This is a genomic window from Frankia sp. CcI156 (genome assembly GCF_001983015.1).
Classification (GTDB): Bacteria; Actinomycetota; Actinomycetes; order Frankiales; family Frankiaceae; genus Frankia; species Frankia casuarinae.
In genome coordinates this window covers 1-25,668 of sequence record NZ_MOMD01000055.1, presented here as the reverse complement: position 1 = coordinate 25,668, position 25,668 = coordinate 1, and the positions used below count along the sequence as shown (strand labels likewise).

The 25,668-nt window shown below is 67.7% G+C and carries 22 protein-coding genes and 1 pseudogene; 13 read left to right on the top strand and 10 right to left on the bottom strand.

What is annotated here, in order from left to right; genetic code table 11:
* Positions 1 to 655 precede the first annotated feature (655 nt).
* From CcI156_RS18520 to CcI156_RS18495, 6 genes are all read left to right on the top strand, one after another.
* Positions 656 to 1,687: a replication-relaxation family protein gene (locus CcI156_RS18520; RefSeq protein ID WP_076807156.1), complete on the top strand. Its 1,032-nt coding sequence runs from the start codon at positions 656 to 658 to the stop codon at positions 1,685 to 1,687.
* 297 nt (positions 1,688 to 1,984) lie between these two features.
* Positions 1,985 to 2,494: a hypothetical protein gene (locus CcI156_RS18515; protein ID WP_011436223.1), complete on the top strand. Its 510-nt coding sequence runs from the start codon at positions 1,985 to 1,987 to the stop codon at positions 2,492 to 2,494.
* A 387-nt stretch (positions 2,495 to 2,881) separates the two neighbouring features.
* Positions 2,882 to 3,799, top strand: coding sequence for a hypothetical protein (locus CcI156_RS18510; protein ID WP_076807154.1), 918 nt, complete (start codon positions 2,882 to 2,884; stop codon positions 3,797 to 3,799).
* A 402-nt stretch (positions 3,800 to 4,201) separates the two neighbouring features.
* Positions 4,202 to 4,807, top strand: a complete 606-nt coding sequence (locus tag CcI156_RS18505) for a hypothetical protein (RefSeq protein ID WP_011436221.1) — start codon at positions 4,202 to 4,204, stop codon at positions 4,805 to 4,807.
* Positions 4,801 to 5,826: a hypothetical protein gene (locus tag CcI156_RS18500; protein ID WP_035941819.1), complete on the top strand. Its 1,026-nt coding sequence runs from the start codon at positions 4,801 to 4,803 to the stop codon at positions 5,824 to 5,826. Before CcI156_RS18505 ends, CcI156_RS18500 begins: the two co-directional genes overlap by 7 nt.
* 1,253 nt (positions 5,827 to 7,079) lie before the next feature.
* Positions 7,080 to 7,874 carry a hypothetical protein gene (locus CcI156_RS18495; protein ID WP_076807152.1) on the top strand — a complete coding sequence of 265 codons (795 nt, stop codon included), beginning with the start codon at positions 7,080 to 7,082 and terminating at the stop codon, positions 7,872 to 7,874.
* A gap of 273 nt (positions 7,875 to 8,147) precedes the next feature.
* On the opposite strand, the gene CcI156_RS18490 is transcribed toward CcI156_RS18495, so the two are convergent.
* The 3 genes from CcI156_RS18490 to CcI156_RS27120 form a co-directional block, all read right to left on the bottom strand.
* Positions 8,148 to 8,357 carry a DUF397 domain-containing protein gene (locus CcI156_RS18490; protein WP_011436218.1) on the bottom strand — a complete coding sequence of 70 codons (210 nt, stop codon included), beginning with the start codon at positions 8,355 to 8,357 and terminating at the stop codon, positions 8,148 to 8,150.
* A complete protein-coding gene (locus CcI156_RS18485; RefSeq protein WP_076807150.1) occupies positions 8,341 to 9,219 on the bottom strand; it encodes a helix-turn-helix transcriptional regulator in 879 nt (292 codons plus the stop codon). The genes CcI156_RS18490 and CcI156_RS18485 overlap by 17 nt, the downstream gene beginning before the upstream one ends.
* A gap of 201 nt (positions 9,220 to 9,420) precedes the next feature.
* A complete protein-coding gene (locus tag CcI156_RS27120) occupies positions 9,421 to 9,702 on the bottom strand; it encodes a hypothetical protein (RefSeq protein ID WP_235609218.1) in 282 nt (93 codons plus the stop codon).
* Between CcI156_RS27120 and CcI156_RS18480 the strand changes: the two genes are divergently transcribed.
* Entirely contained in the window at positions 9,593 to 10,207 is a 615-nt protein-coding gene (locus tag CcI156_RS18480; protein WP_236701556.1) for an ATP-binding protein, read from the top strand. The two genes, CcI156_RS27120 and CcI156_RS18480, sit on opposite strands and share 110 nt — an antisense overlap.
* Before the next feature lie 100 nt (positions 10,208 to 10,307).
* Here the strand turns inward: CcI156_RS18480 and CcI156_RS18475 are convergent.
* Positions 10,308 to 10,848, bottom strand: a pseudogene (locus CcI156_RS18475) (IS6 family transposase); the annotation flags it as partial.
* 559 nt (positions 10,849 to 11,407) lie between these two features.
* Here CcI156_RS18475 and CcI156_RS18470 point away from each other — a divergent pair.
* The 5 genes from CcI156_RS18470 (at position 11,408) to CcI156_RS18450 (ending at position 17,599) form a co-directional block, all read left to right on the top strand.
* Positions 11,408 to 13,096: a B12-binding domain-containing radical SAM protein gene (locus tag CcI156_RS18470; RefSeq protein WP_076807193.1), complete on the top strand. Its 1,689-nt coding sequence runs from the start codon at positions 11,408 to 11,410 to the stop codon at positions 13,094 to 13,096.
* 6 nt (positions 13,097 to 13,102) lie between these two features.
* Positions 13,103 to 14,188 (top strand): sulfotransferase, encoded by a 1,086-nt coding sequence (locus tag CcI156_RS18465; RefSeq protein ID WP_371681821.1) that lies wholly within the window; start codon positions 13,103 to 13,105, stop codon positions 14,186 to 14,188.
* 14 nt (positions 14,189 to 14,202) lie between these two features.
* The gene (locus tag CcI156_RS18460) at positions 14,203 to 15,000 is read left to right on the top strand and encodes a class I SAM-dependent methyltransferase (protein WP_011436211.1); all 798 of its coding nucleotides are present in this window, start codon (positions 14,203 to 14,205) and stop codon (positions 14,998 to 15,000) included.
* A 125-nt stretch (positions 15,001 to 15,125) separates the two neighbouring features.
* A complete protein-coding gene (locus CcI156_RS18455; RefSeq protein ID WP_083718650.1) occupies positions 15,126 to 16,589 on the top strand; it encodes an MFS transporter in 1,464 nt (487 codons plus the stop codon).
* Between the two features lie 134 nt (positions 16,590 to 16,723).
* A complete protein-coding gene (locus CcI156_RS18450; protein ID WP_023841609.1) occupies positions 16,724 to 17,599 on the top strand; it encodes a phosphotransferase in 876 nt (291 codons plus the stop codon).
* 224 nt (positions 17,600 to 17,823) lie between these two features.
* Here CcI156_RS18450 and add read toward each other — a convergent pair whose 3' ends face one another.
* The 6 genes from add to CcI156_RS18420 form a co-directional block, all read right to left on the bottom strand.
* Positions 17,824 to 18,822 carry an adenosine deaminase gene (gene add, locus CcI156_RS18445; protein ID WP_076807147.1) on the bottom strand — a complete coding sequence of 333 codons (999 nt, stop codon included), beginning with the start codon at positions 18,820 to 18,822 and terminating at the stop codon, positions 17,824 to 17,826.
* A gap of 353 nt (positions 18,823 to 19,175) precedes the next feature.
* Positions 19,176 to 20,363 carry a cytochrome P450 gene (locus tag CcI156_RS18440; RefSeq protein ID WP_076807145.1) on the bottom strand — a complete coding sequence of 396 codons (1,188 nt, stop codon included), beginning with the start codon at positions 20,361 to 20,363 and terminating at the stop codon, positions 19,176 to 19,178.
* A 45-nt stretch (positions 20,364 to 20,408) separates the two neighbouring features.
* Positions 20,409 to 21,722 (bottom strand): MFS transporter, encoded by a 1,314-nt coding sequence (locus tag CcI156_RS18435; protein WP_083718648.1) that lies wholly within the window; start codon positions 21,720 to 21,722, stop codon positions 20,409 to 20,411.
* A gap of 48 nt (positions 21,723 to 21,770) precedes the next feature.
* On the bottom strand, positions 21,771 to 22,883 hold the full coding sequence (locus tag CcI156_RS18430) for a LacI family DNA-binding transcriptional regulator (protein ID WP_083718646.1): 1,113 nt from the start codon (positions 22,881 to 22,883) through the stop codon (positions 21,771 to 21,773).
* Positions 22,884 to 23,344: 461 nt separating this feature from the next.
* The gene (locus CcI156_RS18425) at positions 23,345 to 23,758 is read right to left on the bottom strand and encodes a DUF6027 family protein (protein WP_076807143.1); all 414 of its coding nucleotides are present in this window, start codon (positions 23,756 to 23,758) and stop codon (positions 23,345 to 23,347) included.
* Entirely contained in the window at positions 23,748 to 24,935 is a 1,188-nt protein-coding gene (locus CcI156_RS18420) for a sulfatase (RefSeq protein WP_076807140.1), read from the bottom strand. Before CcI156_RS18420 ends, CcI156_RS18425 begins: the two co-directional genes overlap by 11 nt.
* A gap of 481 nt (positions 24,936 to 25,416) precedes the next feature.
* On the opposite strand from CcI156_RS18420, the gene CcI156_RS18415 reads away from it, so the two are divergent.
* Positions 25,417 to 25,668 (top strand): transposase (locus CcI156_RS18415; protein WP_254847507.1); only part of this gene is annotated, 252 nt, incomplete at its 3' end.

Sequence of the window (25,668 nt, the reverse complement as noted above, 5' to 3'; positions counted from 1 at the left end):
CGTCACGGCAACACCACGTGCGTCACATCCTCGAACTCCGCTGAGGCGCGACAGCGGGCGGCCCCGGTTGTCGAACACCCAGCCCCACCGGAGACGTGATTCGGGTCACAGCAAGTGAGGGGCTTTCGTTCTGGATTGTCGGACATGTGGCGATCGTGCTGCCCCTACCCACCGGACCCCCCGTCCGTGCGCCAAAGGAAGAGCCGCGTGACGTCGGCGATCAAGGGTGATGTCGCAGGTCAGAGGCTATCCGCTCCCTACCCGACAGGTCCCGGATTCGCGCTATGGACACGGTTTTCTGGGAGGCGGTGAGGTGGGCGCGGCGGGGTAACGGGTGGCCGGTTGGATTAAGCGACGATTCGGGTTAGCTTTTGTGGATCGTGTCATGTAACTGGTGCGCGGGGCCGTTTGAGCATCGGCGTTCGCTCGGTGCTGTCCCGGGCTGCCATGGACGTCGGAGCGTGCCCGTCGGACATCGGCACGGYACGATGCTTGCCGCGCTGCTTCGAGGGCGTGCGCAGCGGTGGGCGTCCGACGGAATGCCGCGACTGTCTGCGCCTTCCGGCCTCACGCGCCGTCCCGCTGCTCGGGTTYCGGGCTGCCGTCGTTCTCGTCGCCGTCGCCTGCACCGTCCTGGGTTGGGAGCCGCCACCGTATGATCACGAATCCTCCGCAGCAGCGTCATGTCGGCCGCCGTACCTACGCCCGGCCCTCCGCTCGCACGGTGACCGGAGGCGACCATCAGCTCTGGCTGGTTCGCCATCTCACTGCCCGGGACCGGTGGCTCGCCCGGATGGTCGGGGAGCATCGGGTACTGACCACCCATCAGATCACCCGGCTTGGCTGGACGTCGCAGCGCTCGGCGAACATCCGCCTGCTGGGGCTCTACCGGTGGCGGGTCCTCGACCGCTTTCAACCGCTGGTGTCCCGCGGCCTGGCGCCCATGCACTACATTCTCGACGTCGCCGGGGCGGCGGTCCTGGCCCACGAGGACGACCTGGACCCGAAGAAGATCGGCTATCAGCATGACCGGGCGAAGGGCATCGCCCACTCCCTGCATCTCGCGCACCGTGTCGTGGTCAACGAGATGTTCACCCACCTCGTCCACCACGCCCGCCAGCCCGACAGCGCCGCCCGGCTGACCGCCTGGTGGTCGCAGGAGCGCTGTGCCTTCGCGTTCGGGGACATCGTGCGGCCCGACGCCTACGGCCGCTGGGCCGAGCGCGGTGTCACGCTCGACTGGTTCCTCGAACTCGACCAGGGCACCGAAGCGACGCGTCGCCTCGCCGTGAAGCTCCTCGACTACCACAAGCTCGCGACCACCACCCGGATCACCACGCCGGTGCTGTTCTGGTTTCCCACCACCCGCCGCGAGGTCGCTGCCCGCAAAGCGCTGGCGCCCACGCTCCGTGGACTCGGCCAGCCGKCCCTCGTACCCGTGGCCACCACCGCCGCGGACCTCACCGCGACCGACGACCACCTCGACCCCACGCTCGCCCGCTGGCTTCCCCTGGGCCCGACCGGGCCTGGTCGCCTCAGCCTGCGTCACCTCGGCCAGTTCTGGCCCAACCGTCTCGCCGCCAGCGGCACGGACGCCGTCGCCAGCCCTCCGACCCGCGAGGGGCGGCTGCGCCCGCCACCGCCGATGCCCCCGACCGGTGTGGACGGGCAGTACAACGCCGCCTGACCGCCCCCACGCTCGCCGACGGTCCCGCCCTCGTGCCCACCCCCCGGCATGCGGCGGGACCGTCGCTGTTTCCGGCACCATCGGCCGCGGCACCTCACCTCACGTCTTCTCGGCGCGRCCCGGACGGTCGGGGCCGTGCACGGCCCGCATAGAGGTGAAGGGGCGGCACCGCCACCGGCCGGCGCGCGCGGCGTGTCCAGCCGAGGCGGACGGTCGGGACCGGCCCGCACCCGCATAGCAGGCAGGGACCGGACTCGGACCCTGCCGCGACCGTCACCGGAGAGGACAACAAAGCCCATGAACACCCACACCTGGACCCTGATCGAGGACATCACCGCCCGCGTGCAACGCGCCGTCCGCGCCGGCGACCAGCCCGCGATCCTCGGACTCCACGGCACACGGAACCTGATCGTCAGCGACTACGACTACCTCTGCAGCTGGGCCACCGCCCTCGCCTTCGAGATCCGCGCCGCGGCCCAGGCCCAGAGCAACGCCACCCACCGGTGGGTCCTCGCCGTTCCCCAGGTCTGGTACGACGACGGCGAGATCATCCAGGCCCGGCCGCTRCACACCGCACCCGTCCAAGCCGACGAGCAGGAGGCGATCACCTGGATGAGCTGCGACGACACCGACGGCGTCGACTACGGCCGCGTCCCGTTCACCCGCCGACCCAACGGCGAACCGGTCTTCGACGACCCCGAGTACTTCACCAGCCCCGTCCACTCGCTCCAGCGCACCCCCGGCGCCGCGCTGCACCGCCTTCTGACCGCCAACATCCCCGACCTCGCCTCCCATCTGCCGACGTGATCGCTGACCGGTCGCCTGAACGTCCCGCGGCGCGCTGCTTGGGGTCCGCGTCGCCCGCGGAGGAAGGCACTCGCCTCGGGATCGCCCAGAGTCCGCTGTCCGCTTCCGTGAAGTCCGGGTCCGGACTCGGTCCGGCCAGGGGCCGAAACCGGATCCACACCGCGTGGGACCGGGCCGGAGACGAACCGGACGCCGTACCGACCGTGGGCCGCAGGGCGAGCGCAGGGCAGGGGACGACAAGCCTTCCTGGCCCACCAACGGCTGACCTGCCGCGCTGTGACACGGGCACAGGCTGCCAGCGATCACTGGCCGAAAAAGATCAGCTGTGCCAGCTGCTCACGCTGGCCCGTGTCATCCCCTACCAGGGATCAGGAGGAGACGACAACCATGACTGTCGAAGGCGGGCGCGACAACGTCGGTTGTCGCGTGGACGATGACGCGCGCACGGCCGCGCTCGGCGCGTTGGCCGAGGCCCGGGAACGGGCGCGGTCCATCGAGACGGAGATCCGGACGCTCGCGGCACGGGCGGCGGCCGAGGGGGCGTCCTACGGCGATATCGGCCGCGCCCTCGGGATCACACGGCAAGGAGCCCGCAAGCGATTCCCCCGGCTCGTGGACGCCCGACAGCCCGCGACACCGCGGGTCGTCGGGGAGGAGCTGGAGGGCACGGGGAGCCCGGCTGGCCGCCCGTCGCCTGAGGTGTCGAAGCCAACGGCCTCCGACTCGACAACTCGGGTTGTCGAGCCTGCGGTGAGGCGGGAGGGGAGCGCGGTAGCCCGGCACTCCGGCGGCGCTGAGGAGAGACTGGATCTAGCCCCGACCGAACCCGCCGCGCCGGAGATCGTCTCGGACCAGGCGACAACCATGGTTGTCATCTCGGAGGAGCCGCCCCCGTCGCCGTTCTCCGACCCACAGGAGAGGGCCGCCGCGCCTTCCGCCGCGGCCCGGCCTCGTACGGCGCGTTCGCCGCGTGCGCGGACGACGCCGCCGTTGTCGGAGATGGATCAGGCGTTGGCCACTGCGGCGGGACTGACTGAGGACAGCGAGTACATCCTGGAACGGACCGGCAGCGGCTACCGCGTCCTGGTCGACGGCGTGCTGTGCGGCACCCTGCGCCCCGTCTATACGGGCATGGTCAGGAACCGGCCGCGCGGCTGGCTTCCCCAGGCACCAGGACACACCTCGGTCTTCCCTCCCGCACGCCACTACCCAACCCGCGACGAGGYCGTGTCCCATCTCCTCACCRACCTACGCCACCAGGCTGCCGAACGTCGACGAGCCCGCCGCCGCAGAGCCCACCGCTGACCCCTCCGTGCGCTCGCCATCCCCGACGCGCCCTGCCGCAGCCGCTCGCTCACGCTCACGGCTTCGGGCCGCAAACGCCCCCACCGAGCTGCGGATGGGACACGGAGCTGGCGCCGATCACCGACAACCGCAGATGTCACGCCCGAGCCGACCACGGCCAACGGCAGCGACCTGGAGGCCCCTTTCTCCCGCTGCCAGCGGTGAATGGTCCGTTCTGATGGCTCCTCCTGGTCCCTGGGCACCAGTCGCTCGCTGGCTAGAAAGGGTCAAATCATGCTGGCGTGCCGTACTGACTGAAAAGTTGGTACGAACGGTTCGAAGTCCGGCGGAGCAGGCTAGGAGAAGAGACGGTCCGCGGCGTAGAGGTGACGGACCGGCATCAGTCGATGCGAGGTGGACGCTGTGGCTTCTCCGTCCGCGACCGGCCGTCGCCACCATCTGGCCCGTCACACGGCCGCCAGCGCGCTGCTGGCTGTCACGATGGCCGTTGCGGCGTGCAGTTCGGGTAAGGACACGGGGCCGGAACCGGTGGCGCCCTCGACCGGTCCGGCAGCTCCTTCGCGGCTGACCGCGTCGCCGTCGCCGACGTCGCCGGCGGATCTCGCCGGTCAGCGGGCGGTCGCTGCGTATGACGGGTTGTGGCACGCGATCGCCGAGGCCAGCCACACCTCGAACTGGCGGTCCGCGGACCTCGCGCGTTACTCCTCCGGATCGGCGTTGCAGGTCGCCTCCGGGGGCCTGTACGCCGATCACTACAACGGGCTGGTGTCGCGCGGCGCGCCGGTACTGCATCCGAAGGTCACCTCGGTCAGCCCCACCCAGGCACCGACGACGGTGATGCTGTTCGACTGCGCGGACAGCGCGAACTGGCTGCGCTACCGCACCGCCGGCCCGTCGTTCACCGACGACCCCGGCGGCCGGCGGGCGGTCACCTCCGAGGTTCGGCTGCACCAGGACGGATCATGGAAGGTCACCCGGTACGCGGTCGAACCGGTCGGGTCATGCTGACCCGCAGCGTCCTCATCGGCGCCTGCCTGCTGGGCTTCCTCGCGACCACAGCACCCGCCTTCGCCGACAGCTACGCCACCGCGGACTGCGCGCAGAACCCCCACCCCGGCTGCGAGGTAAGCGCCGGCACGAACGGCACCGCGCCCACACCACCCCGCCGTGACGTCCGGCCCGGGCCGCCGGGCGGCACCTCGACCGGCCGCGGCGGCGGGGAGAAGAGCGCACGTCCGCCCGGTGACCTCTCACTCGACCCCTCGGAACTCGCGGGCTGCGCCTACACGCGCAGCGACTTCCAGCCCGAGGGCGACCCGATCCGGCCGGTAGCCTTCCGCCCAGCTCCACAGGGCAGCCGACCGCGCGTCGTCGCCGCCCTGGACCGCCTCGGCGCGCCACAGGTGCAACCCGTCGCCACCGCGGCAGACGGGCAGCCCGGAGCCTGGTACGTATACCAGTGCCAGGGCGACGGATGGCACGACGCGCTCTACCGGCCACCGGTATGGATCGCGGACGGGCAGGCCGGCCCCACAGCCACCGCACCCGACCCGGCCACCCTCGCCGAGCAGGCCCGCAACCAACTGCGCCTCCAAGGCCCCGCCATCGCCTTCAGCCCAACCAGACGGCAGCTCGTGCGACTACCAACCTGGATGTGGCTCGACCCCGCCAGCTGGCGACCCGTCTCCGCCACCGCCGCCGCCGGCGGAGTCTCGGTGCAAGCGGTCGCCACCCCCGCGCAGGTCGTATGGTCCATGGGCGACGGCACCGACGTGCGCTGCACCGGCCCCGGCACCCCCTACCAGCCCACCGTCGACCCGACGGCCGCCTCCCCCGACTGCGGCCACACCTACACCACCGACTCCGAAGACGAACCCGGCGGCGTCTTCCCCGTGTCCGCCACCGTCACCTGGAACGTCACCTGGGCCGGCGGCGGCCAGAACGGCACCTTCAACGGGCTCACCACCATCTCCACCGCCCAGGTCAGCGTCATCTCCGTGCCCGCACTGACCACCGGCGGAGGCTGACCACCAACCGCGACCCCTGCCCATCGGGGCAGCGAGTAGCGTGGGCAGCAGCCCATCGAGAATAAGAAACCGACCCTCAAACAATGCGACAAATCCGAAATCGCATATCCGAGAGTGAAATCGGAATCGGTGAGCAGGTCCCGCAGCAGCGGCAGCCCAAGCCGCCAGCGAGACACGTACCAGCCAGATGCCATACTCAAGGTAGGAACTCCACTGCCCGCGCAGCGCCCCTACCCGGTCGCCGCCGCTCATCTTTCCCGCATCCCGTGATAGGGACAGCTCGCAAGTAAACGCCCCGGGCCCTGCTGCCCACCGAGGCGACGTTCCCGCGGACACTGCCAGCATGGGCAGGTACCGGAACGCCGGCCCGCGTGCCCAGCGAGACATCCAACCTGGTCAGCGCGCTACTCAAGGTGGACCCGGCCCCCGCCGCTCCTGCGCAGTGCTCGCTTTCGTCGCGCTGCCCATCTGGCCCTTCCCCGCAGCCGTTGTGGGGATCGGCTGAGAATGAGCAGCCGGACCTGGGAGTTCGCGTCTATCTGAGCAGCGCTCCGAGGTGCGCGGCCGGGATACTTAAGCAGCGGATCGCCGGCTGCGGCAGTGCCCAGCGAACTGCCAGCGAGGCGTTTGCCCTGGTCAGCGCGCTACTCAAGTAGACCTGACCACCGCTGCTCATGCGGTCCGCATCTTCGGTGGCCGCTGCTCATCTATACCTGGCCCCTTCAGCCCGACCAGCACCCCGACGGTGGGCCCGTCCGTCAGCCAATCCGGTCGCCTGCTTGAGCCGCTACCCCCCACTCGCACGCTGGTGCAGGTCAGCGGCCTGCTGGCAGTACCAGAACACAGCCCGACTTTAGCTCCTCGGAGCTTTGTTAATAATCGATGGACCCTGTGGGGACTGGCCGTTCGCTGGCGGCGGTCGACTGGAATTCCGGGCACTACCGGCACGCCCTCCCGAATAGAAGACTTCCCCGCAAAGGAATCCCTCCATCCCTCCCGCTTTTCTATACATCTTCCATTCTACGATTTCACGCCTTCCGCCCTCTTCTGCTATTCGTCCGATTCTTATTTCGCCCTCCCCGTAGGCGTGATGGGTGCATCTTTGTCGACGAAAAATGGACGCGCGATGCCTGGGAAATTCCAGAAAAGATGGTCTGGGGATATTGATTTCTCGGTACCGGTGGGGGATTATTAGTTATCGGCGCGTTGCGCCCGGCGCGCGACGCCAATTCACCCTTCTGTGGAGTCTTTCCATGTCGCATGTCTTCTTTTCCCGTGAGATTCCGTCGACCGTTCCCGGTGAGGCCGCCACCCGCGAGGACATGGCGCGCGTCACCCAAGCCGACTGGGAGGCCATCGTCGGTCACGCCCGCCGCTACTGYCGGAAGCTCGACGCGTCCCGCTCCCGCAAGCGGGCCGACCGCAGCGCCACCATCAGCCGCAACGGCTACGCCCCCTATGGCACGGACGACGTGTCCGACGACGTCGCCCACGACGCCGTCCTGATCTACGCGCGTAGGCTCGGTGTGATCGTCCGGGACTGCGTCGTCGCGTCCGTCAATGTCGCCACCCGAGAGCCCGACCGCTGGCAGTACCAGCCCCAGGACGGGGAGATGTTCATCGTTGACCGTGGCACCGTCCGTGCGTGGGCGGTCAAGTCCGCCGCCCAGCGCAACGGCTACCGTCCCCCACGCCGCGAGACCAGCGCGGGAGAGATCGAGTCGCAGGCGCATCACCTCGCGGCGGTGACGTTCCTCGCTGGCGTCTCCGATGTCGTGYTCGCGGCGGCATGGGGAGACGGACGCGACTTCCCGACGCTGCGGAGGATCATGGCTGTCGCTCGCCGCGCTRAAGATCTTGGACGTACCGGCGTGTTCGCCATCGTCGCCCAGCAGATCTACGGCGGAAAGTACGGATCACGCCGCGCTGTGATCAAGGTTCGGGATGCCGCACTCGCGGAAGCACGCGAACTCACCTCGCGCTGCGACACGATCCGAGACGCTCTCACCTATCAGGACCGGCATCGGCGCATCAGCAACGACGACTGACCGCGCCACCTGGAGCCTCCGAGCCCACGGCTCGGAGGCTCCACCCATGTCCGGTCACCTTGTAGGCCGATGCGACGCCTGGTCCCGTCAAGCCGTCCCGCCTGATCATCGAAGACGGGAGACCGGCGGTGTCCCGATCGGTGTAGCGCAGATCACGCCGGGCTGAGCACGGCGCACAGAAGCGGTCGGCGTCGGGAGACGAAGACCGGGCGGAAGGCGCCCGTCTCACCCACGGCGCACGACTGGGAGATCAGCAACGCCGCTACGTCGCTGTCAGGAACCGAACTCGCCATCGCGTGCGCCAGCGAGGAACGCCGTCCACTCTGCCGCCGTGAACACGAGGACGGGCCCGCCGGGGTCCTTGGAGTCCCGGACCGCACGGCCACCGTCGGGCAGCTCGGCGACTTCGACGCAGGCCCCGCCGTTGCCGTTGCTATGGCTGCTCTTGCGCCAGTGCAACTGGGTGTCACGGGTTGTGGTCATCGTCAACACCTTCCATCGCGTCGACGATCAGGCGGCGTGATGCGTCCTCATCGTGGGCTGATGCCCGCAGCCTATCCATCCGTTCCCGGTACTGACTGACGTCCGCCGGGCGATCAAGGTACAGGCTGCCGGTCGCCTGATCGATGTAGACGATCTCCGGTGTGTTGTCCCCGTCGGGGAAGCCCAGCAGGATGAACGATCCACCCATGCCCGCGTGGGCCCCGAGACGGAACGGCAGCACCTGGATAGTGATCTCGGGACGGCGGGACATCTCGATCAGGTGGGCGAGTTGGGCACGTGTCACCGTGGGCCCACCGACCACACGGCGGACCGCGGCTTCGTCCAGGATCGCCCAGAGCTGCGGCGGTGGGTCGGCGGCCAGCGCCTTCTGACGACCGAGGCGGAGATCCACGGCACGATCGATCTCCRCATCAGCCAGCAGCGGCGTGGCGRCCTGCATCACCGCGCGGGCGTAGTCGGCGGTCTGGAGTAGCCCGGGAACGAGCAACATCTCGAATGTCGCGATGTGGCTCGCCTCGGCTTCGAGCCCGACATACACCTCGAACCAGCGCGGAACCACATCCCCGTAGGTGTGCCACCAGCCCTGCTGCCGGGTCTCCTTGGCCAGCGCGAGGACCGCCTCACGTCGGGCGTCGTCGGTGATGCCGTAGGCGTGCAGAAGATCACTGACGTCGATCGCCCGGAACGAGACGAGCCCGTTCTCCATCCGGCTGATCTTCGCCTCCGACCCGCGGATCGCCTTGGCCGCCTCGGCGGCGGTGAGCCCGGCCGCTTCGCGCAGGCGGCGCAGCTCGACCCCGAGCCTGCGTCGTCGAACCGTTGGCCCCGATCGTGCCGCCACGACCCCTCCACTCCGCCTTGCCCCGCTGGCGCCACAGTCTGGCACCGCTGCGTGCGTCGCCGCCCACACAGGACCACAACAAGTCCGAACGGACTTCCGATCGTACTTGCATCCGGAAGTCCACAGGCCCATCATCGGCTTGCCAGGGGGACGATCCGCGCAGATCAGGTCACGCAGGCCGCATCAGCGCGGGCACGTCCTTCACACCGTCCGCTGTCCCCGCCGGATGCACCGCCGCCAGGCCAGGCCCGGCGGGGTCAGCGTCACCAACCGCAACGACAGGCGGGGATGAGCTTGTGTGGTGCCGTAGACAGCCAGAGGCGACACGGCCAGGGCCGCGGGCATGAGCGGTGACCCGACGCCCATTGTCCGGGTGGCCGTGGCGCACTTCCCACCCACCGACGCCGCCGTRACCGACGTGCGCACGAGCACGGTTCGCACGCTGACCGCATGGTTCGTGAGCCGCGCCGCAGTCTCGATCACCGAAGCCGTCGCCTGTGAACTGGCGTCCAATGCCGTCAAGGCCAGCCACCCGCGCGACGTGGTGGCGATACGGCTCACCGCCGCGAGCGGACACGTGCTCGTCGAAGTGTGGGATAGCAGCGAGGTGGGTCCGCAGCTCACCAGCCCCGACGCCTTCGACGAGCACGGACGCGGTCTCACCCTTGTCGATGCGCTGAGCACCCGATGGGGATGGTTCCGGGCGCGTACCGGCGGAAAGGTCGTCTGGGCGCAGATTCCGGGTGGATTGCGCCCGACGACGGCCATCACGGCTCCGGTGATGCCGACACGAACGCCGGTGGCAGGGCCGCAACCGGTGGAACCGGTGGCCTACCGCACCGACCAGCAAACCCTGCGGCGGGTCGCGGACGCGCTGCGCGCTCTGGACCCCTGGCAGCACCCCCGCCGACCCGAGGCGGTCACCTCTGGCCAGCACCTCGCAGCCCAGAGAAGGAAGCGGGGATCAGGCCTGCGGACCGTCCCATGAGCAGTGATGGAAGACATCCGCGGCGGCCTGCGGGCCACGGGATGATCCACCTGGAGATCGCCAGCGAGCTTGACCAGCGATACCCGTTCCGTCCCGCGCGGCGATCGCATMGGCTGTAGTCGTGCCGTGATCCGGCCGTGGTCGGCCTCGATCGGATTGTTCGCGTACTGGTCGTCGATGTGAGGAGCGGCAGGGAGCTGTTCGTCGAGGACTCGTGGGTAGAAGGCGGCCCGGTCGGTGGTCACCTCGACGGGCCGCCGGCCGTGGGACAGGGCGCGGGTAAAGAACCGGCGGGCCGCGGCGAGATCCCGCTTCTCGCCGGCCACCACGTCGATGACCTGGCCGACCTGGTCGACGGCCCGGTACAGACAGGTCCATCGTCCGGCGACCTTCACCGACGTTTCGTCGACGAACCAACGATCATCCGGTGTGTGCCGGCATGGCCGGGCCGCGTCGATCAGCAGCGGGGTGAACCGGCGCACCCACCGGTAGACCGTGACGTGATCGACCTCGGGGCCGCGTTCGGCGAGGAGTTCCGCCACGTCGCGGTACGACAGGGCGAACCGCAGGTACCAGCGGACCGCCAGGGTGATCACCTCGGGTGGGAACCGGAACCCGGCGCACTCCGACGTCGGAACCAGTTGTCACCAGTGGACGGACACGACGTCGACGCATCACTCGATCACGACCGATCGGCGGTCGCGGACAGCGGACTCCGCCGATGCACCAGAGCCCCCGCGGGTCGTTCGCAACCTCGCCGATGGCCGGTRGTTCTGCCAGACAGGCGCAGCGGCGGGCGACTGTTTTCAGGAAGCTGCGACCCGGCGGCCCATGGCACCTTTGGGTGAGGGCCAGCCTGGTGTGGGAACTGTCGTGAACAGTCGAGGGCCATGCCGTATCTGTTACCTCCTGGCCTCGGCGCATCGACGCTGCCACCTGCCCCGACACTTCGCCGCGGCGCACCAGGAAACATTTTATGATCTGCTTGAAAGCAACTTCATTCGAGTGTCGCGCGGGCGGTCTGGCACTAGTTATTCCGGGTGGTTTCGGTTTTCCTGTCGTGACCTATTGGGCTGCGGTGTTACGATTGGGATATCGGTCATCCGGCGCCCGTCGACGACTAGCGCCATGCACCTGGTAGTCGGCCGAATCGTATTCCGGTGGCCACGCCGATATCACTTCTTCAGGGAGGACACTGCAATGGCACGTAAGTCCCTGGCACTTGAGCTCTATACCAACGCCGACGACACCGTCGACCACCGCTACATGGCTCAGATGCGAGAGCAGGATTCTACTCCGGTGGCGACGAACCCATCGCTGCCTCGCTTCACACTGGTCGTCGGCCCCTCTCCTTTCAGTATGCCGCGTGGGTGGGAGTTCTTCCTCACCTCCCCGTACGAGGGCGCCAGCTACATCTCCACTGTCCTGCACAACGCGGGCTATCCGGTGCGCATTATCGACGTGCGGTACTCGCTGGACCCGCTAAACGAGGCCTACAATGCCATCGTCGGACAGACCGACGTGCTGGGCGTGTGCACATTCGAGGACAACTTCCCCTTTTGTCGCGAGCTTATGGCTAAGATGAAGGAAGCAGAACCGGACGTGCCGATCATCTGCGGCGGCTCGCTGGTCACCTCGGTGCCGCACGTGTTCATGAACGACACCGCCTGCGACATCGCAGTGATCAGCGAAGGCGAGATCACAATCCTGGAGCTGATGGAGAGCTACGCGGCGGGTCGTTGGGAGCGCGACCTGCCCAGTATCCGTGGGATCTGCTACCGCACCAAGGAGGGTGAGGTCAAGCGGACGCCTGCTCGKGGTCAAATGATGGATCTCGACGCGCTGCCCAGGATGCGGCTGGAGCTGTGGCCGCAGTCTCAGGGTCACAATGGCCTCCAGCCTCAGATCATCTCCTCCTACAGCCGCGGCTGCAAGATGGACTGCTCCTTCTGCTATCGCACCACTCCGCAAGTACGGGCCAAATCCCCGGAAAAGATGGATCGGGACATGGCTTGGCTGAAGACTCGCTATGGCATTGACTTCTGCTTCTTTGTCGATCTGACCTTCAGCTCGCACCGCGGCCAGACCATCGAGATGTGCGACGTCATCAAGCCATACAACATCGGCTGGACGTGCCTGACGCGGTGTGCGGACATGGACAAGCCAAGGGCCGATGCCATGCGTGATTCGGGCGCCGATATCATCCTCTACGGCGTGGAGTCGCTRGGCAAGGACGTGCTCCGTGAGGCCCGCAAGGGCAGCAGCGAGAACCTGACTATCCGGGCGATGAACACCACCTTCGACGCTGGCGTGCGCTTCGGGTCCCTRCTCATCGTCGGACTGGCCAACKAGAGCGAGGAATCGCTGAGACACATGGTGGAGTTCGCCGAGACCTACAACCATGTCACCCGAGTCAAGTACCTGTCGGCCATGCCGGGAACCACGGTCTACCAACAGGCCATCGCCTCCGGTCTTATCCGCTCCGAGATTGACCACCTGAATTGGCTCTCGACCGAGCAGGCGCTGTATGAGGACGAGTTTCTCAACGTCAGTGGCCTGCCCGAGCAGGTCTGCCGCGATGCCTACAAGCGCATCTATGACTCCTACGAGCCGGGGCCGGTGATGAACTTCAAGCACTTCCCCGAGAACTTCCAGTACTTTCATCCGCAGCCCGACGACGGCCTGGAGCGGTCGACGTCATACGCGGGCCGCAACTGGCGGCGGGAGTTCAGCTCTGCGGCAGGCCCGTTGGCCCCCGGCTCGGAGYGATTCACCCTGGACAGGTGCGCCAGCCCGGATGTGGCCGCCCTGGGTAGTAGCCTGATCCCCAGCGGGGCCGCGCGGATGGTTAAGGCCGCCCCGGCGCATGTCGCGGCCGCATCGGCTTGAGCGGCGGTGGTTGTGGTGAGCGCCGCCGTTCCACCACCTGGGTCGGCGCGCCCTGTCCTGATTATTGGTACTGAGCGATCCGGGTCGAATCTTCTGCGGCTCATGCTCGACGCACACCCCGCCATCGCGGTCCCGCACCCGCCGCACCTGATGAGGTACCTGGCCCCGCTGGCAGCGTCCTACGGAGACCTCGGTGTTGCGGCCAACCGCACACGGCTGGCCCGCGACGCGCTGCGGATCGTGCGTGCTCACCTGCATCCTTGGCCGCATCCGGTAGATCTCGCACGCGTGGTCCGCGAGTCCGACGCCTCCACGTTCGGCGTTGTAGCCGCGATCTACGAACAGTACCGCGAGGCCGAGGACAAGCCGCGGTGGGGGTGCAAGAGCACGTTCATGGTCGACCACATCGACGAGGTGCTACGCCGCTATCCCGACGCCCGGTTCGTCTGGCTGGTCCGGGATCCCCTAGACGTCGCTGCCTCGGCCAAGCGTGCGGTCTTCGGCCCAAGCATGCCCTATCGGATGGCCCGGCTATGGCTACGCGAGCAGCGGTGCGCGGACGCGGCGCTGGCGCGGCACGGGCCCGCGGTGGTATACCTGCTTCGCTACGAGGACTTGGTGACCGAGCCAGAGGGCGCGTTGAACGAACTCTGCTCCTTTCTCGGCGAGCCCATGCATGCCGGGATGTTGCACCATCATCTCACATCGGGGGCGCGTCGGATCGGCGCGCTCGCCGAGTCTTGGAGACGGGCCGCGCAGCCGGTCGGCGCCGACCGGATCGGCGCGCACCGCACCGGCCTGACCGCCGCCGAGCGTAGGCAGGTGGCTGCGGTGGCTKCACCGCTGGCCCGGCGGCTGGGCTACGACCATGGCTCGGACGCCGACGCCGCGCCGGAGGAGGTGGCGCCTTCGATGGTCGCCATGGCGCTGCGCTCGGCTGGACTGCGCACCGTGATCGAGGTGCGTTCGTTGTGCCGGGACCGTAACTACACCCGTAGGCTCCGGCGCGACGCGACGGTGCGCTCGCTGCGGCTGACAGCGTGGGCGCGCACCCGGGTGCCAATGGAACTGCCCCAGTTGAGAACCCGGTGATGAATGGGAGACGCGTGAAAATCAACAGGCTGGAGCTCGGCCGGGAAGGGACCGGGATCGACCGTGAAAACGTCGTCGGCCACTTCAGTGCCCGCGCTCGCACCTATGACATGTCCAGTTCCTGGTGTACCGACGACGAGCTAGGCGCAGTGATCGTGCGTGTCGCCAATGCGGGTCCGACCGACCGCGTGCTGGACGTTGCCTGYGGGACCGGATTGGTATCGCGACTGTTTCACGGCAGGGTTGGCGCAGTCATCGGGGTCGATATCACCGAGGACATGGCTGCTCAGGCCCGGCCACACCTCGACGAGCTGGTCATCAGCCCTGCGGAGGAACTGCCCTGGCCCAATGCCAGCTTCGACGTCGTGGTGTGCAGGCAGGGCGTGCAGTTCATGCGCCTRCCCGATGCGGTGCGCGAGATGGTGCGGGTACTGCGGCCGGGCGGGCGGCTCATACTGATCAACCTGTGTGCCTACGGACCGGACGACCGCGACGAATACTTCGAGGTGCTGCGTCTGCGCAATCCGGTACGGCGCCACTTTTTCCTACCCGAGGACATGGCGAAGCTGGTTGCCAGCTCGGGGTGCACCGATCTGCGGACCGAGCGGTATGTCTCGATCGAGGACGTCGATGTCTGGTCGGACAACGGCGCTATCGACGAGTCCGCCCGAGAGGCCATCCGCGAGGTGTACCGCTCTGCCTCGCCTGAGTTCAGCCGCCTGCACTCGGTGCACCAGCGAAACGGCCTGTTTGTCGATCACATGCTCTTCGTGATCGCCTCCGGCTGCAAACCTGGCGGTGACGTTGCATGACCGCGGTAAACGCTTCATCTGCCGGCTGACCCTGGAAGCCGCCGCGTTCGCCGGCCTGCCTGGGCCTCGGTAGCCCACCGAGGCCCAGTGTCAGGCAATCTTTATCCAATCAGGAATCGGGTGAAATGGTTAATAAGAGGGGGAGTCGGGCGATTCGCGGCGGGCGCGACCTTGACGCTGATAAATCCAGCCCGACTGGTGCGCTCCTTCTGCTGAACATCCAACACCTGCTGATCGCGATGGACTTCACCGTCGTCTTCGTGGCGCTGCCAACAATGGGGGACGACCTCGGTCTCACTGATCGTGGGCTGACCTACGTCACCGCGACTTACGGGCTGGCCTTCGCTGCGTTCCTGCTGTTGGGTGGCCGAGCCGCGGACGTGTTCGGGCGGCGCCGGGTGCTCTTGGTGGGACTCGCGCTATTCGTCGTCGCCTCGGTAGTCGCGGTGTCAGGCTCGGCCGCCGCGTTGCTGGTTGGCCGCAGCATGCAGGGTGCCGCCGCGGGCCTCATCACCCCGGCCGCCCAAGCCTTGGTCGTCACGCGATACCCCGAGGGGAAACAGCGTACGAGGGCGCTGAGTTGGTGGGGTGTCACCGGTGCGGGCGGCCTGGCCCTGGGGGGACCGGCCGCAGGGGTACTGACCTGGGCACTGGACTGGCGGGCTGTCCTGCTGGTCAATGTCCCGATTGGGTTGCTGWGCTTGGTCTTGGCGCCACGGCTGATCGCCGTCGACGCGACCAGGGAGACCGAGGCTGGGCCCCGGTTCCGTCTTCCCGCGGTCCTAACGGCAGGCGCGGCGATGGGTCTTCTGGTATGGACGGTCGCCGAGGGTCCGGTCTCTGCCGCTGCGGATACCCTGGTCCGGGCAACGGCCGTAGTGGTGCTACTGGGAGCATTCGTGCTTATGGAGCGGCGGAGCACAGATCGGCTGATGCACCGCGATATCTTGCGCGTCCGTCCGGTGGCTGTCGCCGACCTGATGTCGGTGTTTTTCGGTGCCGCCCTCGGAGGGCAGTTCTTCGCTATCACCCTGTATCTGCAGGCAGTGAGCGGAATGTCCGCGCTCGTCGCCGGACTGATGTTTATTCCGGTTACGCTTTTCATGGTCGTAGGCAACAAGGTCGGAGTCCTGCTGATCGCTAGAATCGGCCCCATCCGCAGCCTGCCTGTCGGGCTGGCAATTGCTGCGGTGGCCGAGGTGGCGATGGCGTTCTTGCCCACCGGTGGTGGCGTGCCGTTGCTGGTTCCCGCGATGATCCTGCTCGGTCTGGGCCAKGGCATCGCGTTCGTCGCGATCACCGTTGCTGCCACGRCCACCGTCGCAGCTGAGCGGCAGGGTGTTGCGTCCGGACTACTCAACGTTGGCATGAACATTGGGCAGTCGATCGGTCCCGCCGTGCTCGCCGCGATTGTCACCTGGCGGTCCACTGCCGCCCTCGACGGCGGGGCGGGCCAGGCCGAGGCGAACAACCAGGGTTTGCACGGCGCTTTTCTGGCCATCGCCGCGATCGTGGTCGTGGGACTGCTGGTGTGCGGGGTGCTGCTGCGGTCGGGACCGGGCCGAGTCGAATCGGTCCACGCAGGCTGATGCCGGCGGACGTGCCCGGGGGTGCCGTCACCGTGTGATCGGTTCGTCTGGCTATGCAGCACCGACGCTGCAGGTTGCCCCACGTCACTTCATCCAGATGCGGGTGGCTGACTCATGGTCAGTATGATGCCGTCGTGGAACTCAGTTTGGCCGATGCCGAGCGGCTGCGTCGGATCTTGGGTGATCGTGTGGTTGCCGCCCGCGCGATCACCGACAGAGGCTACACCCCGAACCGTCGTTGGGTCGTCGAGCTGGCCGGGGGCCGTTCTGTCTTCGTCAAGCAGGCGGTCAATGAGGAGACAGGGGCCTGGCTACGTACCGAGCACGCGGTCTACTCCTCACTGGGTGGGTCGTTCCTGCCTGAATCGCTAGGGTGGGACGACGACGGCGCGACTCCGATGCTGGTGCTGGAGAACCTCTCCGACGGCGAGTGGCCGCCGCCGTGGACTCCCGAGGCGATCGAGGCAGTGCAGACAAGCCTGGCCGAGCTGCACCGGGTGCCCGCCCCCGCCGACCTGCCGGCTATCGAGGCCAGCCCCTACTGCCAGCAGGGCTGGCGGCTGGTCGCAGAAGACCCCGGCCCTTTCCTCTCGCTCGGCCTGTGCACGCACGGCTGGCTGGACCGGGCGCTGCCTGCTCTGCTCGGCGCGGCCGACAGCCAGACGCTCGCCGGGCGTTCCACCCTCCATCTCGACGTACGCAGCGACAACGTCTTCCTACGCAAAGGCCGTGCGGTCCTGTTCGACTGGAACCACGCCGCCATCGGCAATCCTGAGTTTGACATCGCGTTTTGGCTGCCGAGCCTGCGTGCCGAGGGCGGTCCGCTACCCGAGCGGGTCGTAGCCGACCTCGACCCGGCTATGGCYGCGCACGTGGCGGGTTTCTTCGCCGCGCGCGCAGGCCAGCCGCCTATCCCCGACGCACCGGGGGTCCGCGGCATCCAGCTGGTTCAGCTACGCATCGCCCTGCCCTGGGCCGCGCGTGTGCTGGGCCTGCCGGCTCTGACCTGACCTGCCGCGACCCGGTGCTCGCGGTGCCACTGCGGGCAGATGTTCGCCGACGGGTTTGTTCGGGGTGTGGAGAGCGACCTCTGGCGGCGGCGACACGGCTGGGCCGAKGCCCGCGTCTGGCAGCGTCTGCCTGGCACTGCTGCCCGAGCGCAACGTCGCCGGACAGATTGTCCTGTACCAGGCATTGGTCGACTCGTCACACATCCCCGCAGTGAGCAGGATGGTTATGAGACTTTCGGCCATGTCGGTAGCAGCGGACCGAAGGCGCCCTTGGCGGCGTTGCGGCATAGCAGTTCGGGTTCGTCATCGCTCCAGCCGAACTCCCGGGCGAGCGAATCCAGCTCGGCGGTGAGAGTGGTAGCAGCGGTGGTGCGCGCGTCGGTGTTGACCGTTGCGCGGATGTCCTCGTTCAGGAAACGCGCCACTGGATGTGCCGCCAGCGCGGGCACGGCCCGCGTCAGCACATTGGAGCGTGGACAAGTTTCCAGCACGATCTGATCCCGGCGCAGACGATCCAGTAGCGCCGCTTCCTCGACGCTGCGTACCCCATGCCCGATACGCCAGGCGCCGAGCACGTCCAACGCTTCCCACACGCTCTCGGGACCGACCGCCTCGCCCGCGTGAACGGTCACCGGGATACCTTGGCTGTGCGCCAGGTTGAATGCCTCGACGTGTCGCGCGCCAAGGACCCGCTCGTCGCCCGCCAGATCCAGACCAGCGACGACGTGCCGTAGCCGCGCGGCGGCGTCGGCGACCATGAGACTGATCTCCGGAGACTGCTGGCGTAGGCAACATACGATCAGCGCGGAGCCGACTCCATGTGCGCGCGTTCCCTCCGCCAAGCCGTCGGCCACCGCGATAATCGCATCGTCGATCGCCATGTCCGCGCGGGTGTGCAGCTGCGGAGCGAAGCGGGCTTCACCATAGTCGACCYCATCGGCGGCCCAGTCCGCGACCAGTTCAGCGGCGRTCCGGCGCAGCGCATCCGGGGTCTGCAGCACGTCCAGGGCAATGTCGATGTATGTCAGGAAGGAGGGCAGATCTCCCACGTCCTCCGGTGCGACGGCCAGACGCTCGATGGGCGCGACGAGGGTCAGTCGTGCTGCTGCGGCCATGTTGGCCAGTGTGTTCAGCCGGACCGAGCCGTCGAGATGGCAGTGCAGTTCGCACCGGTTCACGGCATCGGATCCGCGTTCCGAAAGCGACTGGTGGAAAATAGGCACCGAGGCCCTTCAGCCCTTCCTACCAGGGCCACGCAAGCGGAGTGGCCGCTTCGTTGTCGGTCAACGAGCACACGCCCTTCACCCACCCGCTCGTCCAGCGTCATCTGCGCATGAGCCTCTCCAGCCCGCACCCCAGTGTGATGCCTGGGGACGGCTATATTGATCGAACTGAAAAGGCGTGGCTTGAGCCAAATCCAGGTATGCATGGCGCCCTGCGAACCACCTGCGCGAGCAGCATGCGTCGCGCCAGAAGTGTTGTCGCCCGCGCACGCCGGCTATTCGAACACGGTGGCGGACGTCAGCGTGACCGCGGTCAGCGGCCAGTATCCGAATTGACCGTCACGTGGTGGGCGCTATCGGGACACCGATACCGGGAGTTTCACCGCAGACCGCAGACCCAAGCTGCTGGACCATTCCACCTGGCCTGCCAACTCCAGGTTCGGCGCCATGTCGATGATCGCCTCGATCGACTCGGTCATCTCCAGCCGGGCCAAGCCCGCGCCGATGCAGTAATGGCTGCCTTTGCCGAAGCCCAGGTGCGGATTGGGTGAACGGCCGACGTCCACCTCGTCCGGACGTTCAAACACACCAGGGTCGCGATTGGCGGCCAGCAGCATGARCAGTACCCGAGAGCCTTCGTGGAGGTGCTGCCCGGCCACGGTCATCGGCTCGGTCACCACTCTGGGCACGAGGGTGAATGGGGACTCGTAACGGATGAACTCCTCTATCGCGGTCGGGATCAGTGAGCGGTCGCGCTCCAGTCTCTGCATCTGGTCGGGGTGGGCGAGCAACGTGGYCACCGCGTTGGCGATCGCGGCCGAGATCGGGTCGCAGCCGCCGGTCATGAACTGCGCGAACGTGCCCACCACCGCGTGCGCGCCGACGTCGGCCACGGCCAGCATCGGCGAGTCGTCGCGGCCGGTGCGGCGATGTTCCTCCACCAGGTGGTAGACATAGTCGCACATCTGGTCGTAGGACTCCGCCGCAGCCATGGCCCGCGACGCATCCGGCTGCGGCGCACTGATGAAGTCGATGATGTGGTGCGACCAGCGGGAGCAGTTGTCCCACTCCTGCTCTGGAACACCGAGCACCTCCGAGATCACCGCCGTGGCCAGCGGTCTGGCGAAGTCGCTGTTGACGTCGACGACCTCCGCTCTGGCCCGGTCCAACAGTGACCGCGCCGCGGCGCGGACCGCCTCTTGGCGTTTCTGCACCGCTCTCGGGGTCAGCACGCGTTGCACCGACCCGCGCACAACGGTGTGGTAAGGCTCGTTGGAGAAGACCATCCAGCTTTCGTAGAATCGTTGCAGGTCGGCGAATTTCGCCAGGTCTTCGGCGGACAGTTGGGCCATGAATGACGTCGGGCCCTGTGAGGACAGCCGGTGGTCGTACAGGCCCATCTCGACGTCGGCGTGCCGAGTTACCAGCCACGCGCCGACGGCGTCATCCCAGTACATCCGTTGGTGTTCGCGGATCGCACGGAAGGAKGTGTGCCAGTCCCGCAGGGCGTCGGCATCACCGAGGTCGGGTAGGGTCGCCATGTGGATGTCCTCTCTCAGATCAGCAAAGGGGAGCGACGAGTGTGATTAGCTCACGGTAGCTACATGATCGCCTACGGGGGTGGTGGTGGATGGCATGAAAGGTTGGGGTGCCAGGGAAGTCGCGATCGCGGCGACGGTGGCGACACCGCAGAACAGCAGTGCGACATCGACGGTCATGCGCGTGCCGGAGGCAATCGCTGTGGYGGCCAACGGGAGGAAGCTGGCGACGGTGACACCAACTTGGTACGTCACCGCAAGCGCGGAGAATCGCCGGGTAGGCGGGAACAGCTCGGAGAGGAATGCCGCGAGATTACCATAGCAGCCGCCGTGCCCGATCGATATGGCCATGACGTAGATTGCGCTCACCGCGAGTAGGTTTCCACTGTCGAACCACAGCAGCGCCGGGACGGTGGTCGCTGCGGCGACCGCGTAACCGAACACCATCAATGGTTTGCGCCCGATCCGATCCGACAGTGTGGCGAACAGCGGTATCGAGAGACACTGCAACGCGGCGCTGATGACCAGTGCAGTCAGCGCGACATCGTGGCGACCACCTCCTGTGGCCACGGTGGACAGCAGGAAGACGCTGTAGAGCGAGACCGTGCTGCCCACTCCGAGCGCCGCCAGTAGCCCGCACAGCACGTGGCGCGGCTGCTCGCGCAGGACCTGTGCCACCGGTAGCCGCACCACCTCGCCCGCGGCCCTGGCCTGGCTGAACTCAGGGGTCTCGGCGATGCCCAGTCGCACGTACAGTCCGATGCCCACCAGCACCACAGAGGCCAGGAACGGGAGACGCCAGCCCCAGGACAGTAGCTCCTGCCTGGGCAGCTGGGCCAGCGCCGTCCAGGTGAGGGTGCTCAACGCGAGGCCGACCGGGAACCCCAGCAGCGGCCAGCTGCTGTACCATCCGCCCCGGCCCSGTGGGGCGTTCTCCACCGCCAGCAGCACCCCGCCGCCCCACTCGCCGCCGATGCCGATCCCCTGCAACACGCGCAGCACGATCAGCAGCGCGGGGGCCAGCACCCCGACCTGGTTGCTGGTAGGCAGCAGGCCGACGAGAAACGTGGCCATCCCCATCACGCCGAGAGTCAGCACCAGGATCGACTTGCGCCCGACCCGGTCGCCGAGGTGTCCGGCAAGCAGGCCACCGATTGGCCGGGCCAGAAAGCCGGCTGCGTAGGTCGCGAACACAGCCAGGATCTGGGCCTGAGGCGAGCTCTTAGGGAAGAACAGCGGCCCCAGTACCAGCGCCGACGCGGTGGAGTACAGGTAGAAGTCGTACCATTCGATGGCGCTGCCGATCATGCTCGTCAGCAGGATCCGTAGCGCCGACCGGTCCCGGTTATGGGGGGTCGGCAAATGTCTGCTCCTCAACATCGGGGACGGGTTCATGTGGGTGAGCCCGGATCAGACGTCCGTAGTGGACGTACTGGTCCGAGCGGGCGCCGGGGCGCACCCGCAGCTGAGACGCGGAACCARCCGCACGCCGAAGACGGTTACCCGGGTGTCGCCCGGTCCGGGGTTCAGGGCCTCGTTTACYGCCATATCGGCGAAGCCCGCGATGTCTACCGCCACGGTCGACAACGGCGGCGCGGCGAACTCACCTTCCKGTAGCCCGTCCATGGCCAGCACGGCCAGGTCGTCGGGCACCCGCACCCCCGCAGCCCGCGCCGCAGCGAGCACCCCGTGCGCATGCTCCTCGGTGGTAGCGAAGATCGCGTCCGGCTGGTAGCTGCCCGCTATGGCCGCCAGCGTAGCGCGCATGGCCTCGGCACGGAGGAAGCCGCTGCGCAGCACCGAGGTGACGGGGGCGCCCGCAGCCCRCAGCGCGGCGGAGAACCCCCGCTCGCGGTCGGCCACCGGGGACTCCCGGTCCGGACCGCTCAGACACAGCGGCCTCTTACGGCCATGGCCGACCAGGTGCTCGGCGGCCAGCCAGCCCCCTCGGTAGTCGTCGCCGATGACCAGCGGCCCGTGGAAGCCGATGACTCGCTTGTGGAGCAGCACCACTCGGCAGTCCAGCATCGACAGGACGTGTCGGATCCCGGGGGTATCCGCGGAGTTGACTACGATGAGCGCGGCGGGGGAGAGCCGTGAGAATGCGTCAAGGTAGTGCTCTTCCGCGCTAGGGGAAAACGCCGTGTTGCCTACCAGCAACAGGTGTCCCCGGCGGGCCGCTGCCCGCTCGACCGCGTGGACTAACCGTGCGAAGAACGGGTTGGCTGCGTCGGGCACCACCAGCCCCAGCAGCATTACCCCGCGCATGCTCAGCCCTCGGGCCAGGGCGTTGGGCCGGTACCCCAGTTGCTCAATCGCAGCTAGCACTCTGGCCCTCGTGGCGCCCGCGACCGGTCGCGGGCCACCGTTGACCACGTAGCTGACCACTGCCGTCGAGGTGCCCGCCAACCGCGCCACGTCGTCGCGGGTGACCCGCCCGCCCGCCACCGGCTCACGCTCGCGCACAGTCGGGCCGGCCGGCAGCCGAGCGGCCAGTTCAGTGGCTTGAGTCCTGATCGTCATGGTTGCGCTGCTCTCGACAGGCTGCTACGACGCGGGGCGCGCACCTGCTCGACGACCGCCACCGGCAGCCGGCGGCGTTGCCGGACCACCCTCCAGCAGCGACTGAACCGGCTCGGGGGGCGCCTGCGGTCAGCGACCATTAGGCCCAACCAGGTCCGGGCCACCTGCGGGCGCGGGCCGTCGACCATTCCGCACCGCTCGCCGGCCACCCAGCCTGCGTCGTCCACCGCAGGCAGCGTGCCCGCCGCACGTTAGTCGGGTACGTGCCGCCCGAGTTCCGCGCGCAGCGCGGTGGGCAGCCGACGCTGATCGTCGAGGGCGAGGATGATCGTGTCCGGGGCCAGTCTACGACCGTCGAGCGAACCCGTAGAGCTGCAGCCGCGGGGTGCAGGTGAATGGCGCAACAGCGTGCCCCTGACGCTCCGCCGGCCACCCTCGCCGCGGGTGGGAGCCCGCCCGCCTCACTCACCGGCCACCGGGTAGACCGTTGGATCGTCCAAGGGAACCTTGAGCCAGGAGAGCATCTGCCGCAGCTGATGGTAGGYGGCGAGCCGATGTTCGTCGGAGTCGGCCTCCTCGGCGGTGCGTACCGGCTCCCACATCCTGCGCACCATTGTGGGCCCCAGTTCCAGTAGCCCCGCGCTGCCGCCGGTGGCCCATCTCGCCAGCACGTAGCGCACCAGCGCGCCGACCGGGATCTCCAGCCTGCTCGCCAGGGTGCTCACCGTGGTCAGCGGTTCGAGCCGGGTGTAGTCGGCGACCTCGGCACGGAAGTTGGCATCCGGGTCTTCCGCGGACCACTCCCCGCGCCAGCGCAGCAGCCGTACCACCGGCACGCCCTCGGCGTCGGTCCACGAGGATGCGTCAAGACTCATCCGAACCCCTTCGCGGGGCCTGGCCGAAGAACCCGTAGGGCGAGCGTTCCGCCGGGTCGTTAACCAGATCGTAGAGCTCCACGTTCTCGGTTCCGCGTTCCCAGATGATCTTGTGGTCGGGTTTGCGGACCGCGGTGAGCGCCTTGAGGTGGCGCCAGCGCGGGTCTGCCTTGGCGAGTTCGAGCCGGTAGAACGTCTCGCAGTAGGCGGGCAGGTCCTCGGCGGTGGTGCCCGACTTCATCATTGGCACCAGCGACACCCCGTCGGTCTCCGGCGCGGGAACGTCCACTAGTTCCAGGATTGTGCTCATCACGTCGGCCAGCCGAACCTGGCTGTCCACCACAGTGCCCGGCGAGCCTGCCCACGACGCACGCACGATCAGCGGGACTCGTTGGGTCACGTCGAACAGCAGGGTGCCGTGCCCACGCTCCTCAGGATGGCCCAGCTCGCCCGCATGGTCGTCGGGGTACCAGCCGCCGAGGTCCTCGCCGTGGTCGGAGAACAGCACGACAGCGGTGTCCTCGAGGACAAGGCCGCGCTCGACCAGCCCGTCGAGCAGGTGTCCGACGCTGCGGTCCATGTAGGCGACTTCGCCCTCGTAAGGGTTGCGCACGGGAATGCCCACGTCCTCCGGTGGTTCATAGGGCCAGTGGGAGTCGAAATAGTGCGCGAACAGCAGCACCGGCCTCGGCCCTTGGCGCTCGAACCACCGCAACGCCCGTTCGGTGACCATCGGCGCCCGCTTCATCGCGGTGCCGCGCAGTTCGACGTCGACCACCCGCAGCGCGTCACCACCGTCGGCCAACGGGGGAACCCAATCGTCATAGTGGTCGAAGCCGCGGCCGAGACCGTMCCAGGCGTTCATTCCAGGTGAGGCGACGACCGCGCCGGTGGCGTACCCCTGCTCTCGCAGCACCTCGGCGAGTGTMGTCACCTCAGAGTTCATCGATTCCTGGAACAGGTGTCGCACCCCGTGTACCGGTGGCTGCCTGCCCGACAGCACCGTGGCATGGCTGACCGGGGTTAACGGTGAAGAGGATATCGCCTGACTGAACATGACGCTGGACTCGCTGAGTCCGCGCAACGTCGGGAAGATTCCTGAGTATGYGACGTCGGCGCGCAGCGTGTCCAGGGAAATAAGCAGAACATTTTTGCGCGATGTGCTCTTTTGTGACATGCAGATGGAGTTCCCCTCGCGCGCCGAAGATGACCTCTCGCTCAGTCGAGTCTAGGGCGGTCGGCGCTCGGTAGCAAGGCCCAGGCCATATATACGACTGACTCCCCTGTCTGTCGAGGCGCGCGTCCTTCATCGGCTGCGGGGAGCCGCTCGTGGTTGGCCTGGTAGACCTACATGAAGCTGCTTTCGAGCAGATCATAAATTGATCCCTGGTGGGTCGCGGGGAAGAGGATGGATCAGGTGGCAGTACCGATAACGAGACGGGCAGGTAACTAGAGTTTCGCAGTTTTCTTGATCCAGATCAGTGTCTGGCAACGGCTGGATAATTTTCCCGATTGCTTTCGGGTGGATGATTCCCTGGTGCCTGCCGGTGGTATCGCGGTGCGTGGCGGAGGGGTGGAAGGCCAGCGCGAGGGGCTGGTGGCGGGAGCATCAGCGTTTCCTGTACCAACCCGAAAGTTGGACGCCGATGCTCCCGGACGTGACGATACCGGTTTCTCTGGCGGTGCTGCTGGAGGGTTTCCGGCCGTGTTTCACCGCGCCGTCGTTCCGGACGTTCCGGGCGCTCGTCGTGGGGATGCTCGCCACCGGCGGGCGGCGCACGGTGTGCGGGATGCTCGTCGGCGCGGGCCTGTCCACGCTGTGGCCGCACGACCGGGCGCACCGGTTTTTCGCGCGGGCGGTCTGGTCGCCGGAGAAGGTCGGCCTGGCGCTCGCCCGGCTCGTCGTCGAC